The organism is Azospirillum sp. B2RO_4 (assembly GCF_051124815.1).
GTDB lineage: Bacteria > Pseudomonadota > Alphaproteobacteria > Azospirillales > Azospirillaceae > Azospirillum.
Genome location: NZ_CP118491.1, coordinates 234159 through 252187 on the forward strand (window position 1 = coordinate 234159; position 18029 = coordinate 252187).

At 71.1% G+C, this 18029-nt stretch carries 14 protein-coding genes; 8 read left to right on the forward strand and 6 right to left on the reverse strand.

Features of this window, described 5'->3' with window-relative positions; translation table 11 throughout:
• Nucleotides 1–110 precede the first annotated feature (110 nt).
• The gene (locus PWS46_RS29370) at nt 111–2093 is read right to left on the reverse strand and encodes a tetratricopeptide repeat protein (RefSeq protein WP_434625314.1); all 1983 of its coding nucleotides are present in this window, start codon (nt 2091–2093) and stop codon (nt 111–113) included.
• Nucleotides 2094–2494: 401 nt separating this feature from the next.
• Between PWS46_RS29370 and PWS46_RS29375 the strand changes: the two genes are divergently transcribed.
• Nucleotides 2495–3184 (forward strand): DUF2076 domain-containing protein, encoded by a 690-nt coding sequence (locus tag PWS46_RS29375; protein ID WP_434625316.1) that lies wholly within the window; start codon nt 2495–2497, stop codon nt 3182–3184.
• 342 nt (nt 3185–3526) lie between these two features.
• Here the strand turns inward: PWS46_RS29375 and PWS46_RS29380 are convergent, their stop codons facing one another.
• Complete coding sequence (locus PWS46_RS29380; protein ID WP_434625677.1) at nt 3527–4900, reverse strand: nucleotide sugar dehydrogenase; 1374 nt, start codon at nt 4898–4900, stop codon at nt 3527–3529.
• Between the two features lie 141 nt (nt 4901–5041).
• Nucleotides 5042–5962 (reverse strand): KPN_02809 family neutral zinc metallopeptidase, encoded by a 921-nt coding sequence (gene ypfJ, locus PWS46_RS29385; RefSeq protein ID WP_434625318.1) that lies wholly within the window; start codon nt 5960–5962, stop codon nt 5042–5044.
• A gap of 396 nt (nt 5963–6358) precedes the next feature.
• Between ypfJ and PWS46_RS29390 the strand changes: the two genes are divergently transcribed.
• From PWS46_RS29390 to PWS46_RS29405, 4 genes are all read left to right on the forward strand, one after another.
• Nucleotides 6359–6571 (forward strand): hypothetical protein, encoded by a 213-nt coding sequence (locus PWS46_RS29390; RefSeq protein WP_434625320.1) that lies wholly within the window; start codon nt 6359–6361, stop codon nt 6569–6571.
• Between the two features lie 124 nt (nt 6572–6695).
• Nucleotides 6696–7160: a translation initiation factor IF-3 gene (gene infC / locus PWS46_RS29395; RefSeq protein ID WP_012978665.1), complete on the forward strand. Its 465-nt coding sequence runs from the start codon at nt 6696–6698 to the stop codon at nt 7158–7160.
• Between the two features lie 220 nt (nt 7161–7380).
• Complete coding sequence (locus PWS46_RS29400; protein WP_434625322.1) at nt 7381–9018, forward strand: PAS domain S-box protein; 1638 nt, start codon at nt 7381–7383, stop codon at nt 9016–9018.
• A gap of 109 nt (nt 9019–9127) precedes the next feature.
• The gene (locus PWS46_RS29405) at nt 9128–10348 is read left to right on the forward strand and encodes a D-alanyl-D-alanine carboxypeptidase family protein (RefSeq protein ID WP_434625324.1); all 1221 of its coding nucleotides are present in this window, start codon (nt 9128–9130) and stop codon (nt 10346–10348) included.
• Between the two features lie 13 nt (nt 10349–10361).
• On the opposite strand, the gene PWS46_RS29410 is transcribed toward PWS46_RS29405, so the two are convergent.
• Together PWS46_RS29410 and PWS46_RS29415 are read right to left on the reverse strand one after the other, a co-directional pair.
• Nucleotides 10362–12587 (reverse strand): response regulator, encoded by a 2226-nt coding sequence (locus tag PWS46_RS29410; RefSeq protein WP_434625326.1) that lies wholly within the window; start codon nt 12585–12587, stop codon nt 10362–10364.
• Nucleotides 12588–12836: 249 nt separating this feature from the next.
• Nucleotides 12837–13271, reverse strand: a complete 435-nt coding sequence (locus PWS46_RS29415) for a MerR family transcriptional regulator (RefSeq protein ID WP_434625328.1) — start codon at nt 13269–13271, stop codon at nt 12837–12839.
• Nucleotides 13272–13363: 92 nt separating this feature from the next.
• On the opposite strand from PWS46_RS29415, the gene PWS46_RS29420 reads away from it, so the two are divergent.
• Both PWS46_RS29420 and PWS46_RS29425 read left to right on the forward strand, forming a co-directional pair.
• Entirely contained in the window at nt 13364–15586 is a 2223-nt protein-coding gene (locus tag PWS46_RS29420) for a heavy metal translocating P-type ATPase (protein WP_434625330.1), read from the forward strand.
• 40 nt (nt 15587–15626) lie between these two features.
• Complete coding sequence (locus tag PWS46_RS29425; protein ID WP_434625332.1) at nt 15627–16106, forward strand: DUF411 domain-containing protein; 480 nt, start codon at nt 15627–15629, stop codon at nt 16104–16106.
• Between the two features lie 52 nt (nt 16107–16158).
• On the opposite strand, the gene PWS46_RS29430 is transcribed toward PWS46_RS29425, so the two are convergent.
• Complete coding sequence (locus PWS46_RS29430; RefSeq protein WP_434625334.1) at nt 16159–17358, reverse strand: acyltransferase family protein; 1200 nt, start codon at nt 17356–17358, stop codon at nt 16159–16161.
• Between the two features lie 258 nt (nt 17359–17616).
• Between PWS46_RS29430 and PWS46_RS29435 the strand changes: the two genes are divergently transcribed.
• On the forward strand, nt 17617–18027 hold the full coding sequence (locus tag PWS46_RS29435; RefSeq protein WP_434625336.1) for a YkvA family protein: 411 nt from the start codon (nt 17617–17619) through the stop codon (nt 18025–18027).
• The last annotated feature ends 2 nt before the right edge of the window (nt 18028–18029 follow it).

An 18029-nucleotide genomic window follows, 5' to 3' on the forward strand; every position in this document is an offset into this window, starting at 1 on the left:
GCTTCCCTCTCCCTTGAAGATGTTCGCAATATGTTCTTTTGAAAGCAAAAGGCAAGCCGAATGGCGGGGGCAAAATTGCGCCTCCGCCCCGCCCCTTCAGCCCGCTTTTCTTAGACTGCCGCGAGCGCTTCGCCCACCTCCCGCAGCACGCCGTCCCAGTCGCCCGGCGCCCTCTGCCGGAACAGCCGGACCGACGGATACCAGACCGTGTCGCTGCGCCCCTGCATCCAGCGCCATTCGGCGGCATGGGGAAGCAGCGCCCAGGCCGGGCGCCCCAGCCCGCCGGCCAGATGGACGGTCGAGTTGTCGACCGACACCACCAGATCCATGGCGGCGATCAGCGCCGCCAGCCCGTCGATGTCGCCCCAGGCATCCAGCCCCGGATCGGTGACGCCGGCAGCGGCGGCCTCCGCGGCGACGTCGCCATATTGCAGGCTGACCAGCGTCACGCCGGGCCGCTCCAGCGCTTTCGCCAGCCGGGCGAGCGGGATGGAGCGCAGATGCCCGACGGCGGCGTTCCTGCTGCTCCAGGACACCCCGATCAGGCGCCGCCCATCTCCAAGACGTTGCCGCAGTTCCGCCACCCGGCCGGGATCGGCCTTCAGGAAGGCGGGCTGGCGGCCGGCGAAGTCCTCGATCCGGCGGCGCATCAGGCGCGGCAGGCTGCCGGCCGGGATCTGCGCGACCACGTCCGGCGCGGTCAGCCGTTCGTCCGGCGGTTCGCGGCGGGCCACCACGGTGACACCTGGCGAATGCGGGGGCAGGCCACGGGACAGCAGCGGGGCCAGCCGCGCGTCGCAGTCCAGCACCACCCGCACCCCCTCCGCGGCCAGCTGCGGGATCAGGCTGGCGAACATCACCTCGTCGCCCAGCCCCTGCTCGCCCCACACCAGCAGGCCGCCGTCGCCCAGCGGCCTGCCGTCCCAGAGCGGCTGGGGGAACTCCGCCCGCGGGAAGCGGCCCGACGGTACGGCCCAGCCCAGCTCATAGCCGTCCCACCCCTCCGCCAGCCGGCCGAGCGTCAGCAGGGCCACGGAGCGGTTGAAGCGCGCCTGGGGGGCATCTCCACCGGCGTCGATCGCCTGTTCGAAGGCGTCCAGCGCCTCCCCGGCCTTTCCCCGCGCCATCAGGACGGAGCCCAGCGTGTTCCAGCCTGCCGCAAAGCCGGAATTTGCAGTCGTGGCGGCCCGTGCGTCCGTTTCCGCCGGCTCCAGACGGCCCAGCTTCAGCCAGCCGTCGGCGCGGTTGTTCAGCAGCACCGGGTTCCCCGGCAGCAGGTCCAGCCCGCGGCCATGGCCGGCCACCGACTCCGAAAGCCGCCCCAGGCCCTTCAGCCGGTTGGCAAGCTCGTTCCACAAGGCCGGATCGCCGGGGGTGAGCGCCACGGCGATGCGCGCGGCCTGCGCGGCCCGTTCGGGCAGCCCCTCTCCCGCCAGCAGGCCTGCGAGGGTCGCGAACAGCCCGGCGTCCGCCGGATCATCCGAGACGGTCATCGCCCGGCGCTGGGCGGCCAGGGCGGCATCGTTCCGCCCCAGCTCCCGCTCGGTGGCGGCGAGCCGCAGCAGCGCCTTGGCATGCGCCGGCTCCAGCACCAGCGCCGCGCGGAAGCCGTCGCGCGCCCCGGCGAAGCGCCCCTGCGCCTCGCGCAGCAGCGCCCGGTTCAGGTGGATGCTGGCGTGGAGCGGCGCCACCCTCAGCAGGGCGCCATACTGCTCCTCCGCCTCGTCCGGCCGCCCCAGGTCCTGCAGCAGCCCGGCCAGCTGGAAGCGCGTCTCCACCGCCTCCGGCTGCAGGGCGACGGCGTTGGCATAGAGGCGTGCGGCGCGGTCCGGCCGGTTCAGCGCGGCCTCGACCCGCGCCAGATTGACGTGGAAATCGGCGATGTCGGGTGCGGCGGCGATGGCGCGGCGGATGCGGTCGATCGCCTCCTCCGGCCGTCCGGTCAGCGCCGCCAGGATGCCCCACAGGTGAAGCGCATGGGGATGGCCGGGGGATGCCGCGAGGATGCGGCGATACAGAAGGTCGGCCTTGGCGAAGCGCCCGGCCTCCTGATGATCCAGCGCCGCGACCAGGGCTTCCTGCACTGTTGCCATCGCCCTTTATAGGGTGGGGGGAATTGCCGGGACAAGTCCCGCTCCGGTCCCGGTCCTCATCGCGTCGCAAATTGTTCGGGGGCCGTCTTGACAGGAAAGCGGGACGGGGCCACGTGCTCATCACCTGGATCCGGGCCCCTCTGGCGACTTAGACGTGGTCGCGATGTCGGATCTCTTCACCTGCTTTTGCGCCGACGGGCGTGACCGCACTTGGAGGGACCGATGTCCTTTTCCCCGACCCCTTCGCCGGAAAGCCGGCCCCCGATCCCGGCCCTTCCCGCTTCCGACACCTGCCCGACGCGCGCCGCCCCTCCGGCGCGCGGCCGCAGCCCTGCGGCCCTTTGGAGCGGCGTCGGCGGCCGGGCCTTTCCCGCAACCTCCTCATGAGAACGAGCATCGCCATGGACCAGACCGAACGCCAGATCATCGACGACCTGTTCGCCAAGCTGCATCAGGCCGAGGCGCAATCCGGCCCGCGCGATCCCGAGGCCGAGGCGCTGATCCGCGAGCGCATCGCCCGCCAGCCGGCCGCCCCCTATCTGATGGCCCAGGCCATCGTGATGATGGAGCAGGCGCTCGCCGCCTCGCAGGGCCGCAACGAGGAGCTGGAGCGCCAGCTTCGCGAGCGCCCCGCCGCTCCGGCCCAGTCCGGTGGCGGCGGCCTGTTCGGCAGCCTGTTCGGCGGCGGCAGCCGGCCCGCTCCCCAGCCTCAACCCCAGCCCCAGCCCCAGTATCAGCATCCCGCCGCCGCCCAGGCGGCCATGCCGCCGGGTTCGCCCTGGGGCCGTCCGGCCGCCGCTCCTGGTGCCGCTCCCTATGGCGACCCGCGCGTCGCCGGCTATGCCCAGCAGCCGCGGGCCGGCGGCGGCTTCATGGCCGGCGCCATGCAGACGGCGGCCGGCGTGGCCGGCGGCATGCTGATCGGCAGCGCGCTCTCCAGCATGTTCTCCGGCGGCGAAGCCGTGGCCGCCGAGGCCGCCGGTGCGGCCACCGACGCGGCGACCGCCGCCACCGACCACGCGGAACAGGCGGTCGAGGACAGCGGCTGGGGCGATTTCGGCGGCGATTTCGGCGGCGACGACGAGATCTGACCCTTGCTTCTTGATCGGTGGCGTTGAACTTAACGCCACCGGTCGGGCATTGATTCCTATAAAATGGCGCCGGACTCACTGTCGCGGAGCCGCCGCCATGCCGTTCCCTGTCCACGCTCTTTCCGGATCCCTCTCTCGCCCTGGAGAGAGGGGGAACTGGCCGATGGAACAACAACGCCCGGTGTGTTTCACACCGTTCCATCAACCGCTGGCCCGGCGGATGGAACAACACCGCGTGGCGTGTTTCACGCTGTTCCATCCGCTGGCATCAGGCCAGACGTTGGAACAGCAGCGCCCAACCTGTTCCACGCTGTTCCATCTGCCGGCCGCCCAGCCCCGTCGTCAGGCTTTCACGATGCGGTCGGCGAAGCCCTCGATGCCCTCGACGGCGCGCATGGCGTTGCGGGTGTCGACCACCAGCGGGCAATGGGCGGCGAGGCTGTGATAGTCGATGCCGTCATGGTCGGTGACGATCACCGCCGCGTCGAAGCCGGCCAGCCGCTCCGCCGTCCACTCGACGGAGCGGCGGCCGGCAAGCGCCGCATGCTCGCGGGTGACCGGCAGCACGGGAATGAAGGGGTCGTGGTACTCGACCGCCGCCCCGCGCTCCAGCAGCATCTCCATCAGCCGCAGCCCCGGCGATTCCCGGCTGTCGTCGACGTTCTTCTTGTAGGCCATGCCGACCAGCAGGATGCGCGCCCGGCTCAGCCCGATGCCGGCGCGGCGGTCGAGCGCCAGGGCAAGGCGGTCGACCACATGGCGCGGCATCATCGTGTTGACCTCTCCCGCCAGCTCGATGAAGCGGGTGGAGATCTGGTACTCGCGCGCCTTCCAGGTCAGATAGAAGGGGTCGATTGGGATGCAGTGGCCGCCCAGCCCGGGACCGGGATAGAAGGGCATGAAGCCGAAGGGCTTGGTCTTCGCCGCCTCGATCACCTCCCAGATGTCGATGCCCATCGGCTCGAAGACGATCTTCAGCTCGTTCACCAGGGCGATGTTGACGGAGCGGAAGATGTTCTCGGTCAGCTTGGTCGCCTCCGCCGCCCGCGTGCCGGACACCGGCACCACCTGCGGCACCACCTGCTCGTAGAGCGCCACCGCCAGCCGCCGCGCGCCCTCGTCGTCGCCGCCCACCACCTTGGGGATGGTGCTGGTGGTGAAGCTGATGTTGCCGGGGTCCTCGCGCTCGGGCGAATAGGCCAGGAAGAAGTCGCGCCCGCTGACCAGGCCGGTCTCCTCCAGGATCGGCCGCATCACCTCGTCGGTGGTGCCGGGCCAGGTGGTCGATTCCAGCACCACCAGCTGGCCCGGCCGCAGCCGGTCGCGGATCAGCCGGGTGGAGGCCTCGACGAAGCTCAGATCCGGCTCGCGCTGCGGCGACAGCGGGGTGGGCACGCAGACGATCACGGCGTCGCAGGCGGCGAATTCGCCGGCGTCGGTCGTCGCCCGGAAGCGCCCGGTCGCCACTGCCTCGGCGACGCGCCCGTCGGCGATCTGCCGGATGTAGGAGCGCCCGCTATTCAGCGCCGCCGCCTTGGCCGGGTCGATGTCGAATCCGGTGACCGCGAAGCCGGCCCCGGTCAGCGCCAGGGCCAGCGGCAGCCCGACATAGCCGAGCCCGACCACCGCCACCCGCGCGCTGCGGCCACGATAGGCGCTTTCCAGAGACCGGATGTCGGGCACCCGGATATCGGACGAGGTGTCCGCTGTGCTCATCATGCTGTTCCGTATCGACACTTCGAAGGGCTGGGCAACCTGCCAGCCATCGCCGAATGTGTGACTGTCGGCACGGCTTTGCGCAACCCCCCGTTCCGCATGCGTGCCGGGAGCCGGTTCCGGCCGATCCGTCGGCGCCTGCTACAGCCGGTCCGTTCCAAAGGTGTCGCAGGCTTCCAGCCGGCCGCTTTCCAGGCCGGTGCGGAACCAGCGGACGCGCTGGGCGGAGCTGCCGTGGGTGAAGCTGTCGGGGCTGACGGTGCCGCGCGCCTGACGTTGCAGGCGGTCGTCGCCGATGGCACTGGCGGCGGTCAGCGCCTCCTCGACGTCGCCGGGCTCCAGCAGGCGGCGGTCGCGGTTGGCGTGGTTGCCCCAGATGCCGGCGAAGCAGTCGGCCTGCAGTTCCAGCCGCACCGACAGGGCGTTGGCCTCGGCCTGCCCGCGCGCCCGCTGCTGGGCCGCCTGCACCTTGTCGGAGATGCCCAGCAGGTTCTGCACATGGTGGCCGACCTCATGGGCGATGACATAGGCCTGGGCGAAGTCGCCGGGCGCCTGGAAGCGGTCGCGCAGCTCGCGGTAGAAGCTGAGGTCGATGTAGAGCTTCCGGTCCATCGGGCAGTAGAAGGGCCCCATCGCCGCCTGCGCCCGGCCGCAGCCCGACGACACCGTGCCGGTGAACAGCACCAGCGTCGGGTCCTGGTACTGGCGCCCCATCTGCTGGAACAGGCCCTGCCAGGTGTCCTCGGTGTCGGCCAGCACGACGGAGACGAAGCGCTTCAGCTCGTCGTCGGCCTGGCTGCGCGGGGCGGCCTCGCCGATCTGCGTCCGCCCGGCCGTGCTGCGGTCCGCCTGATCGCCGCCGCCAAGCAGCACCGACGGGTCGACCCCCAGCACCATCGACACCAGCAGCACGACGACGACCCCGCCGATGCCCAGCCCGCCCTTGCCGATGCGGATGCCGCCGCCCCTGCCGCCGAATCCCCCTCCGAAGCCGCCGCCGACACCCCCTTGCCCGCGGCGGTCCTCGACATTCTCGCTTTCCCGTCCGCCCTGCCACCGCATCGCCACCCCTCCTTCGTCACGGGCCGGCCCGACCATCAGACCCGCTGTACCGGTGGAGACGAAACCACGGCGGGGCTTCCGCGTTCCCTGCTGGTCCGGTGGCCGGACGGAGGGGCGGGGCGGAACGCTTGAAAAACCGGACTCCGGCACCCATCTGGGGAGAGGCCGAAAACCGCCCGCGCGGTGCGTTCCCCACCTTTCCCGTCCCGGCGGGAGGGAGCCTTTTCCGGGAACGCCTGCCTTTTGGAACATGCCCGTACCGGGGGCTGTTCCGCTTTATCGGAGCCTCTTGCGGCGCAGCGCGCAGCGACGGTTCCCGTTTTACGACGACACGCACAACGAAGAGCCGGCCGGCACCGAGTCCATCGGTCCGCCCATCCGGCCTGGAGGATTTTCATGACGACCCAGATCGTTTCCGACCTTTCGCAGTCCGCCGCCCATTTCGCCGCCCAGTCCGCGCTTGCGCCGGCCCAGTTGGCCGCCACCCGCCTTTCGGCAGGCCAATTCGCCGCAGTCGAGGGCAAAAAGGCCGATTTCCGCTCCGATCCGGAGCCGTCCGGCTTGACCCGGAGCGAAGTGCGGCAGATTGTGCTCGACATCCTGGGCTGAGCTTCTCGGCCCGGGCTCGTCCCTTTCTACCCATCCACGACCACAGGAGATCACCATAGCCAAGCTCTACGACGCGGACCCCGTCCGCGAAGGCCCGCGCCTCAACCGTGAAATCACCGCCCGTATGGTCCGCCTCGTCGGCGCCGACGGCGAGATGGTCGGCGTGGTGCCGCTCCGCCAAGCGCTGGATGCCGCCGCGGATGCCGACCTCGACCTCGTCGAAGTGGCGCCCCAGGCCGATCCGCCCGTCTGCAAGATCCTCGATTACGGCAAGTTCCGTTTCGAGGAGCAGAAGAAGGCCAACGAGGCGCGGAAGAAGCAGAAGATCATCGAGCTGAAGGAAATCAAGCTTCGGCCGAACATCGACGATCACGACTATGACGTGAAGATGCGCTCTGCCATCCGCTTCATCGAGGAAGGCGACAAGGTCAAGATGACCATGCGCTTCCGCGGTCGCGAGATGGCGCACCAGGATCTCGGTCTGAACGTGCTCGTCCGCGTGCGCGACCAGCTCCAGGACATCGCCAAGGTCGAGCAGATGCCCCGGGTCGAAGGTCGTATGATGGTCATGGTGCTGGCTCCGCGCTGAGCCCTGGCCAAAAGGGAACCTGCGGGGCGGTTCGCCGCCCCGCCCCTTTCCCCTGATGACTGCAAATCCCGCCCCAAATTGCGCCGGACAATTCCCGGCAAATTCCGCGTAATGCGACGGAATAATACCTGGATATTCGTATTGGGTTATTGACCCTGTCGGTATCGAGCGCGGATCATCGGGACGTTTGTTTCCTCCCGTGTTCCGGAAAGTCGTTGTTATGAAGGACGAACGTGTCGCGCCCGCCTGGGAGCCCATCTCCGGCGAACGGCAGTTCCGCCTGCTGGTCCAGAGCGTGGTTGACTACGCCATCTTCATGCTCGACCCCACCGGCGTCGTCCGCAGCTGGAATGCGGGGGCGGCCCGGATGAAGGGCTATGCCGCCGACGAGATCATCGGCCGCCACTTCTCCAGCTTCTATACGGAAGAGGACCGCGCCGCCGGCATGCCGCAGCGCGCACTCGCCACCGCCCTGTCGGAGGGCAAGTTCGAGGCGGAGGGCTGGCGCCTGCGCAAGGACGGCACCCGCTTCTGGGCCAGCGTCGTCATCGACCCCATCCGCGACGAGACCGGGACTTTGCGCGGCTTCGCCAAGGTCACCCGCGACATCACCGAACGCCGCAAGGCCCAGCAGGCGCTGGACGAGGCGCGCGAGGCCCTGGCCCAGGCGCAGAAGATGGAGGCGGTCGGCCAGCTGACCGGCGGCGTCGCCCACGACTTCAACAACTTGCTGCAGGCCATCAGCAGCAGCCTGGAGCTGATCGAGCAGCGCCTCTCGGCCGGCCGTACCGACATCGCCCCCTTCGCCGCCACCGCCCGCGCCGCCGTGGACCGGGCCGCCAGCCTGACCCGGCGCCTGCTGGCCTTCGCCCGGCGCCAGCCGCTGAAGCCGGAACGCGCCGACCTCAACCTGCTGGTGGTCGGGCTGTGGGACCTGCTGGGCCGTTCGGTGGGCGAGGAGATCCGGCTGGAGCGCCGGCTGGCGGAGCCGCTGTGGCCGGTCCATGCCGATGTGAACCAGATCGAAAGCGCCCTGCTCAACCTGGTCATCAACGCCCGCGACGCCATGCCCGAGGGCGGATGCGTGACGGTGGAGACCGCCAACGCCAGCCTGCGGCCGGCCGACCTCGTCAACGATCCTGGGGTGGAGCCCGGCGACTATGCCGTGCTGACCGTGCGCGACAGCGGCACCGGCATGCCGCCGGACGTGCTCGCCCGCGTCTTCGAACCCTTCTTCACCACCAAGCCGATCGGCCAGGGCACCGGGCTGGGGCTGAGCCAGCTCTACGGCTTCGCCCGCCAGTCCGGCGGCTTCGTCCGCATCGACAGCGCGGTCGGCCGCGGCACCGCGGTGCATCTCCACCTGCCGCGCGACCGGGACGCCGCCGCGCAGTCGGCGCCCGCCCCCTCCCCCTCCGCTGCCCCCGCCGCCATCCCCGCCCCGCCCATCGGCCGGGCCGGACGGGGCACGGTGCTGGTGGTGGAGGACGAGGAACTGGTCCGCATGCTGCTGGTGGAGGTGCTGGAGGGCGACGGCTACACCGTGTTGGAGGCCGCCGACGGCCCCGCGGCGCTCGCCCGTCTGGCCGCGGCAGGTCCGGAAGCGAAGCCGCCGGTCGATCTGCTGGTGACCGACGTCGGGCTGCCCGGCCTGAACGGCCGCCAGCTGGCGGAGGCGGCGCAGGCGCATTATCCCGATCTGAAGGTCCTGTTCCTGACCGGCTATGCCTTCCAAGCCCTGGACGACAGGCCCGGCGATGGCGAGGATGGGCTTGGCCGCAACATGCGCATGCTGGCCAAGCCGGTGGCGGTCGATGCCTTCCGCGCCATGGTCCGTTCGATGCTGTCCGACGGATGACGCCGCCCGGCAGCCGCCCCGCCCTCTCCCGTCCTGAACAAGGGGGAACCCGCAACGCCGACAGCGCCCGCGCCGCAGCGGGGCTGCACCAACCGCCGGACCAGAGACGATGCCCCTGCTCGCCCGCGTTTCGACGCTGCTGCTGCTCTCCCTGACCATTGTCGCGGTCCTGCTGGCGCCCCTGCCGGCCTCGGCCAGGAGATCGGCCAAGAAGGCCTGGACGCCGGTCGCCGCGGAGATCCTGATGGACGCGCACAGCGGCAAGGTCCTGCGGGCGCACAATGCCGACCGGCTGACCTACCCGGCCTCGCTGACCAAGATGATGACGCTGATGCTGACCTTCGAGGCGCTGGACCGCGGCACGCTGCGGCTGAACCAGAGGCTCGTGGTGTCGCGGCATGCGGCGTCGATGCCGCCGTCGCGGCTGTGGCTGGCGCCCGGCAGCACCATCACGGTGGAGCAGGCGATCCTGGCGCTGGTCACCCGCTCGGCCAACGACGTCGCGGTGGTGCTGGGCGAGGCGCTGGGCGGCAACGAGCCTGCCTTCGCCAGGAAGATGACGGCGCGCGCCCGCCGGCTCGGCATGCGCCACACGGTGTTCCGCAACGCCTCGGGCCTGCCCGACCGGCTGCAGCGGACGACGGCGCGCGACATGGCGATCCTGTCCCGGGCGCTGATCCGCAGCCATGCCAAATATTATGCCTATTTCAAGCGCCGCAGCTTCGACTGGCAGGGCGATACCGTCTATGGCCACAACCGCCTGATGGCGCGCTATCCCGGCATGGACGGCATCAAGACCGGCTATATCGCCGCGTCCGGCTTCAACCTTGCCGCCTCGGCGGTGCGGGACGGCCGCCGCCTGATCGCGGTGGTGCTGGGCGGGCACAGCGCCGACGCCCGCGACGATCGCGTCGCCGACCTGCTGGACGCAGGCTTCAAGCGCCGGACCAGCCCGTCCCGGCCGGCGCCGGTGCAGCCGGATCTGGTGATCACCAGGAACAGCGCCTCGACCGCCGAACGCAGCACGGCGGTGAGCGTCGCCGTTCCTTCGGTGAAGCCGGCCGCCACGGAAGCCGCTGCCAAAAAATCGGCCGGCGGTTCCTGGTCCATCCAGGTCGGCGCCTTCGCCAGCCATGCCGCCGCGGCGCGTAGCGCCCGCGACACGGCCAAGCGCCTGGGAAGCCTCGCCGCCGGCGCCAGTCCCGCGGTGGTCCGTTCCGGCGGCCTCTACAAGGCCCGCCTGACCGGATTCCCCGCCGCGACTGCCGACGCCGCCTGCAGCGCCCTGAAGACGGCCGGCCGCGGCTGCTTCCCGGTGCGGGGCGGGTGAGGCACGGCGCTTTCTAAATCGTCGCCATGATGTGCCCGATCAGCGCCGCCGGCGGGACCGGCTTGGACAGGATGCGGATGCCGGGCTCGCGCCCCAGATCCTGCAGCACCGCCTTTTCGGCATAGCCGGTGACGATCAGGACCGGCAGGCCGGGGCGGTGACGGCGGACGAGGCGGGTCAGGTCGGCGCCGGTCATGCCGGGCATGGCGAAGTCGGTCACCAGGACGCCGATCCCCTCGTCCGCCTCCAGCAGAGCCAGGGCCTCCTCGCCGCTGGAGGCTTCCGACACCAGGATGCCGGCCTCGTCGAGCACCGCGGCGTTCGCCATGCGGACCAGGGCGTCGTCCTCGACCAGCAGTACGCGGACGGCGGCGGCGGACTGGGTGGCGGCGGCTGGCACGGACAGCGGCTGCTTTCCGGCGGCGGCCCCATCGGGCGCGTCGGACCCGCCGTCCGCCGGAACCGGGGCGTGGGGCAGGTACAGCGTCACCGCGGTGCCGAGGCCGGGATGGCTTTCCAGGCGCATGCCGCCGCCGGACTGCGCCGTCAGGCCATGCACCATGCTCAGCCCCAGCCCGCTGCCCTGCCCGACCGGCTTGGTGGTGAAGAAGGGGTCGCAGGCCCGCGCCAGCACCTCCGGCGGCATGCCGGTGCCGCTGTCGCGCACGGTCACGGCGACATAGCCGCCCGGCGTCAGGGCGGGAGAAATCCCGTCGACCGTCCCCTTCTCCGCGTTCTTTCCCGCTCCCACCGACAGGCTGGTCACGGCGATGGTCAGGGTGCCGCCGTCCGGCATGGCGTCGCGGGCGTTGATGGCGAGGTTCAGCAGGGCGATGTCGAACTGGTGGGGATCGACCAGGGCCGGCGGCACGGCGTCGTCGCGGTCGATGCGGATGCGGATGGCGCCGCCCAGCGTGCGGTCCAGCAGCGTCGCCATCCCCGCCACCTGGGCGCCGAGGTCGACCGGCGCCGGGGCCAGCTGCTGGCGGCGGGCGAAGGCCAGCAGGTGCTGGGTCAGGGTGGCGCCGCGCTCGACCGCCTGGCTTGCCACCTCCAGCGCCCGGCGGCTTTCCTTCCCGCGCAGTTCGCCGCCGGCCTCCAGCATGTGCAGGCTGGAGCGCACCGCCTGCAGCAGGTTGTTGAAGTCGTGGGCGACGCCGCCGGTCAGCTGGCCCAGCGCCTCCATCTTCTGCAACTGGCGGACATGCTCCTCCGCCTCGTCGCGGGCCTCGACCGCCTGCCGGCGCTCGCCGAGCGCGCGGTTGGCGGTCTCGTAGGCCAGGAACTGGCGCGCCATCGCCCACAGCATCAGGGCGAGCGCCACCGCGCTGACCAGCCCGGCGCCGGCGATGACGACCGCCTGACTCCGCCAGCGGGCCATGACCTCCTCCCGCGTCCGGCTGACCGAGACGGTCAGGGGATAGCTGCGCAGGAGCTGGACGGACAGGATGCGGTCCTTGCCGTCGATCGAGCGCTGCAGGGTGGTGGTGGCGGTGCCCGACAGGGCGATCTGGCTGTCGATGGCGGGGTCGGCGGCGAGGGTGCCGATCTTGTCCGGCACCGGTGGGAAGCGCGCCAGCAGCATGCCGTCGCGCCACCACAGGCTGAAGCCGCTGCCCGGCACCACATGGAGGCTGCGGTAGAACTCTTCGAAATAGGACAGGCGGATGGCCCCGACGACCAGCCCGACCATCGCGCCGTCGGGGGCGTTCACGCGCCGCGCGATGTAGAGCGTCCATTCCCCGGTGACCATGCTCTTCGTCGGCCGGCTGAGATAGGCCTGTCCGGGGTCGCCGTCCTTGAGCGCCAGCACATAGTCGCGCCGGGACAGGTCGAGCGTCGGCGCCGGGAACTGGCGGGTGAAGTTCACCAGCGCGCCGTCGGCGGCGATCAGGCTCAGCGCCTCCATCTGCGGCAGGCTGGACGCCTTGGCCTTCAGGATCTCGTAGACCTGCCGCTCGAAGCGCAGCCGCTTGAAGGCGTCGAGGCTGCGCCGGTTCTCAAGCGGGATCTGCTCGGCGACCCCGCCGACGGTCAGGTCGATCCCTTCGATGGCGCGGGCCGTCTGCTCGGCCAGCGAGGCGTTGAGCGTGCGCAGGCCCAGCGTGGCCTCGGCCAGCGTCTCGTCATGCAGCCGGTTCAGGACGATCGCGGTGCCGCCGCACAGCACCGCCAGCACGGCCACGCCGAGCGCCCCGATGCGCTGGAGCGGACGGTTGGTTCTCAGAAGCCGCAGCATGAAGTCCGTATCCGATCCGCCCTCACCGCCGCGCCCGCATCCATCCCCGGTCCTGTCGCCATGACGATCCGCTTCCTCCCGTGATGGCCCAAGCACAACGGGCCGAGTGGCGTTCGCCGTCCAGACGCACGGAAGGTTTCGACACTACATGGGCGTGACTATAGACGCCGCCGCCCGCCGGGCAACCGGCCGCAGGTCATAGGGCCCGCTTGTCCGCTGCGGCGCTTCGTCCCGGAGGGGGCTGTTCCGTCAATGCCGGTCGTGCAGGCAGTGGGCATGGTCGGCCAGTACCTCGATCACGTGGCAGCTGCGCACCTGGTCCTGGGCGCAGCCCTCCACCATCCGCCGCACCTCGTCGCGCAGGGCCTCCAGCCGGGCGATCCGGGATTCGATCTCGGCCAGATGGGTGCGGGCCAGCAGGTCGGCCTCGCGGCAGGGCCGGCCCGGATCGTCGGCCATGGCCAGCAGCTGGCGGATCGCCTCCACCTCGAAGCCCAGTTCGCGGGCATGGCGGATGAAGCGCAGGCGGTTGACCGCCGTGTCGTCGTAGCTGCGCCGGTTGCTGCCGGTGCGCGGCGCCTCCGGCAGCAGGCCGATGCTCTCGTAATAGCGGATGGTCGGGATCTTCACGCCGGTCCGCTTGGCGAGCGCGCCGATGGCCAGGGCAGTGGGCAGGCTGGACATGGTCGGCATTTCCCTCTTGATCCTCTAGTCGCTGGAGAATTTAGGCTTCGGGGGACCTGCCGACAACCGGCCATGATCGAGGAGCCTCTTCCATGCACGGATCCCTCTCCGACTCCCAGTCCGGGATGCAGGCCGGCGCCGCCCCGCGCACCAGCCGCTACCGGGTTTCCGGCATGGATTGCGGATCCTGCGCCGCCAAGATCGAGACGGCGCTGCGCCGGGTGCCGGGGATCCATGAGGTCCGGGTGTCGGTGCCCGCCGGCACGGTGGCCGTCTCCCACGAGGAAGCGCTCGGCGCCGACGCGGTGGTCCGTCCGCTGGCCGCGCTCGGCTATGGCGCCGTCCCCGCCGATCCGATTGCCGAAGGCCCGGATGCTGCTTGCGGCGGCTGCTGCTGCGGGTCCGAAACCCATTCACACTTCCATTCCCACTCGCACGGCGATGCGGATGAGGCGCCCTGGTGGCGCGGGCCCAAGGCCCGGCTGACGATGGCGGCCGGTGCGGCCCTGGCCGCCGCGACGGTGCTCGGCCTGCTGGTGCCGGCGGCTGAGCCCTGGGCCTTCCCGCTGGCGCTGCTGGTCGGGCTGGTCCCGGTGGCGCGCCGCGCCCTGGCGGCGGCACGGGCGGGAACCCCCTTCTCCATCGAAATGCTGATGACGGTCGCCGCCATCGGCGCGCTGCTGATCGGCGCGGTGGAGGAGGCGGCGACCGTCCTTGTCCTCTTCCTGATCGGCGAGCTGCTGGAGGGGGTGGCGGCCGGCCGGGCGCGGGCCGGCATCCGCGGCCTGACCGCGCTGGTCCCCGACACCGCGCTGCTGGAACGCGACGGCGGTGCTCCGCAGGCCGTTCCCGCTACCGGGCTGGCCGTCGGCTCCGTCATCCTGGTGCGGCCGGGCGACCGGGTGGCGGCCGACGGCATCGTGCTGTCCGGCCGCAGCGCCGTCGACGAGTCCCCCGTCACGGGCGAAAGCGTGCCGAAGCCGAAGGGTGAGGGCGATGCGGTCTTCGCCGGCACCATCAACGCCGACGGCGCGCTGCGCGTCCGCGTCACCGCCGCGGCGCGCGACAACACCATCGCCCGCATCGTCCGGCTGGTGGAGGAGGCACAGGCGGGCAAGGCCCCGACCGAGCGGCTGATCGACCGCTTCGCCCGTTTCTACACGCCAGGCATCGTCGCCGTAGCGGCCCTGGTCGCCCTGGTGCCGCCGCTGGCTTTCGGCGGCGTCTGGACGGAGTGGATCTACCGCGCCCTGGCGGTCCTGCTGATCGGCTGCCCCTGTGCGCTGGTGATCTCCACCCCGGCGGCCATCGCCGCCGGCCTGTCGAACGGCGCCCGGCGCGGGCTGCTGTTGAAGGGCGGCGCGGTGCTGGAGGCGCTGGGCCGCATCACCACCGTCGCCTTCGACAAGACCGGCACCCTGACGGAGGGTCGGCCCCGCGTCACCGATCTGGTTCCCTTGCGGGGAAGCGAGGCGGAGCTGCTGGCCGACGCCGCGGCGCTGGAAGCCGGGGCGAGCCACCCGCTGGCCCGCGCCATCCTGGCCGCGGCGGCCGACCGCGGCATCGCCCCGCCCGCGGCCGACGGGGTCACCGCCCTGCCCGGCGCCGGCCTGACCGGCCGGGTGGACGGCCGTACGGTGGCGCTGCTGTCGCCCCAGGCCGCCGCCTCCGCCTCCGCCCTGAGGCCTGCGCAGGCGGAGCAGGCCGCGGCCTTCGCCGAGGCGGGCAAGACGGTCTCCGTCCTGCTGGTGGACGGCATCGCCGCTGGTCTGATCGCCATGCGCGACGAGCCGCGCCCCGACGCCCGCAGCGGAATCGCGGCGCTGGACCGTGCCGGCATCCGCTCGCTGATGGTGACCGGCGACAATGCCCGGACGGCCGGGGCGGTCGCCGGAGCGTTGGGCATGACGGCCCATGCCGAACTGCTGCCGGACGACAAGCTGCGCATCGTCCGCGGCCTCCAGGCCGGCGGGCAGCGGGTGGCGAAGGTCGGCGACGGCATCAACGACGCCCCGGCGCTCGCCGCCGCCGATGTCGGCATCGCGATGGGCGGCGGCACCGACGTGGCGCTGGAGACGGCCGACGCCGCCATCCTGCACGGCCGGGTCGGCGACGTGGCGGCGATGGTGGCGTTGTCACGCCGCACCATGGCCAACATACGGCAAAACATCGCATTGGCTTTGGGCTTGAAGGCTGTCTTCCTGCTCACCACCGTGTTGGGCGTCACCGGGCTGTGGCCCGCGATCCTGGCGGACACCGGCGCCACCGTGCTGGTCACCGCCAACGCCCTGCGCCTTCTGTCCGTCCGTGCTTGAGTGTTCGGACCAGAGACCTGATTTCGTTAGGAGAAATTCCATGAGCATGACGCGGCGGACGATGTTGCAGGGGGCGGCGATGACGGTTCTGGCGCTCGGCCTCGGGTCGATGGGGCTGCCGGGCATGGTCCGCGCCGCCGTTCCCGCCGGAGGGGCCGCGGTGGAGGTCTGGAAGGCCGCGAGCTGCGAATGCTGCGAGGGCTGGGTGCGGCATATGCGCGCCGCCGGTTTCGAGGTCACCGTCCACACCGTCGACGACGTGACGCCGATGAAGCGCATTGCCGGCGTGCCGGACGACCTCGCCTCCTGCCACACGGCGCGGGTCGGCGGCTATGTGCTGGAGGGCCATGTGCCGGCCGACGACGTGCGGCGGCTGCTGGCCGAACGGCCGCAGGCCCGCGGGCTGGCGGTCCCCGGCATGCCGCAGGACGCCCCCGGCATGGACATGGGCGTCGGCCAGCCCTATCAGGTCATGCTGTTCGGCGCCGCCGGCGGACCGCAGGTCTTCGCCCGGCATTGACGGGCCTGACGCTTCTCCGATGATGGCCAGGGGTGATGGCTGTGGCCGGCGTTCAGGCCGCCTCGGCCATCGGTGGGCTGGGCGGCGGCTTGGCCGGCGGGTTGGCCGGCGCGGCTTTGCGCGACCCGACCGGCAGGCCGTTGACCATCGCCTGCCCGGGCAGTTCGATGAAGCGGTAGGTCAGGGCCGACAGGGCGACCACCGCCAGCAGATAGCCGCCGCTCACCAGATCCATCACCCAGGCGTCGCCGAAGGAGAGCAGCCGGTCGCTGCCGCCCTCCACCTCGCGCTCGACGAACAGCGGCCGGCCGAGGACCCCCTGCATCACCGTCGTGCCTTTCTGCAGCACGGCGACCAGCAGGGCATGCACCATGTAGATCGAGTAGGACCAGGCGCCCAGCCGCTGGAAGGGAGAGGTCGCCAGCAGGCGGGAGACCGGCCCGGCTTCGAAGGCGAACACCCACACCACCAGCCCGAACAGGAGCGGCGCCGCCAGCGACAGGGCGTTGCCCCCCGCGGCCGAGACGAAGGCCACCACCGCCAGCAGCGCCCCAGCCTCGGCCAGCCCGCCGGCAAGGCGGGGCGGTTGCCAGCCGGCCGCCGCCCGATACAGCCGGTAGACGAGGCAGCCGGTGAAGAAGCCGTAGAGGCAGCGGAAATAGCCGTAGTCGATGCTGGTGTCGATGTGGTTGGCGGAAAAGCGCATCACCACCAGGGCGCCGGCGACGGCGAGCATGCCCATCGCCACGACCAGCACGCCGGGCCGGCGCACCGTCAGGCAGAGGATGGCGAAGGTGATGTAGACGAAGAATTCCGCGCTGATCGACCAGCTCGGGATGTTCCAGGTCCATTGATCCTCCACCCCCAGCGCATGGACCAGGGCGAGGTTGCTGACCAGGGCCGAGGGCGCATAGGTCCCGGTGAAGGCGGCGGTTCCAGCAGGGCCGCCGGGTGGTCCGGAGACCGCCTTCACGCATTCCAGCGCCACGAAGGCCAGCAGCACCGCCGCATGCAGCGGCCAGACCCGGCCGAACCGCCGGACCAGGAAGGTCCCGGCCGACTTTCCGCCGCCGATGCGGCCGGAATAGGCGTGGACGATGACAAAGCCGCTCAAAACAAAGAAGAAATCGACAAAAAGATAGCTGCCGCGCACGAAGTCGAGCATGTGGAAATGATCGATGCTGTGCAAATGGTACAGGGCCACGCATAACGCGCACAGGCCACGCCAGCCGTCGAGCACCGGGAACCGCATGGGAGCCTCCGGGTGATGTTCAAAGGCGTTTCTTGGAAAAGCTGTTCGAATGGGCAACAAAACCTACGACTGATTGCGGGGGGTGAAAAAGGACGCGGGAGGTTTATTCCGAAGGATCGCCGATCCTACCCATGGCGGCCCTGTCCCAGGACCACCGGCACCGCGTCCCTCCCGTTCGGGTGATCCCAGGCGTCGCAGTCCCAGGCATCGCAGTCCCGCGCGTTGAAATATCCGCTCCGGAGGATAGGATCGGCGGCAATGGCATCCGCGAAGACATCCGCGACGGCAAGGGCGACGGCAAGGGCGCGCGCGATCAAGCGCGATGTGCTGGCGGTCTATCTGGCGGCGCGCGACCCGCGCACCCCCTGGCCTGTCCGCCTTCTGGCGATGGCGGTCGCCGCCTATGCGCTGAGCCCGATTGACCTGATCCCCGATTTCATCCCGGTGCTGGGCTATCTGGACGATCTGCTGATCGTGCCGCTCGGCATCCTGCTGGTCGTCCGCCTGATCCCGCCGGAGCTTCTGGCCGAACACCGGGCCACCGCGGCGCGCCGCCCGGCCCGCCCGGTCAGCATCGCCGCCGCCGCGGTCATGATCGCCCTCTGGCTGGCGGCGGGCGCCCTGCTGTGGCGGTGGCTGGCGCCGTCGGTCGAAGGCTGGCTGTCCTAGCC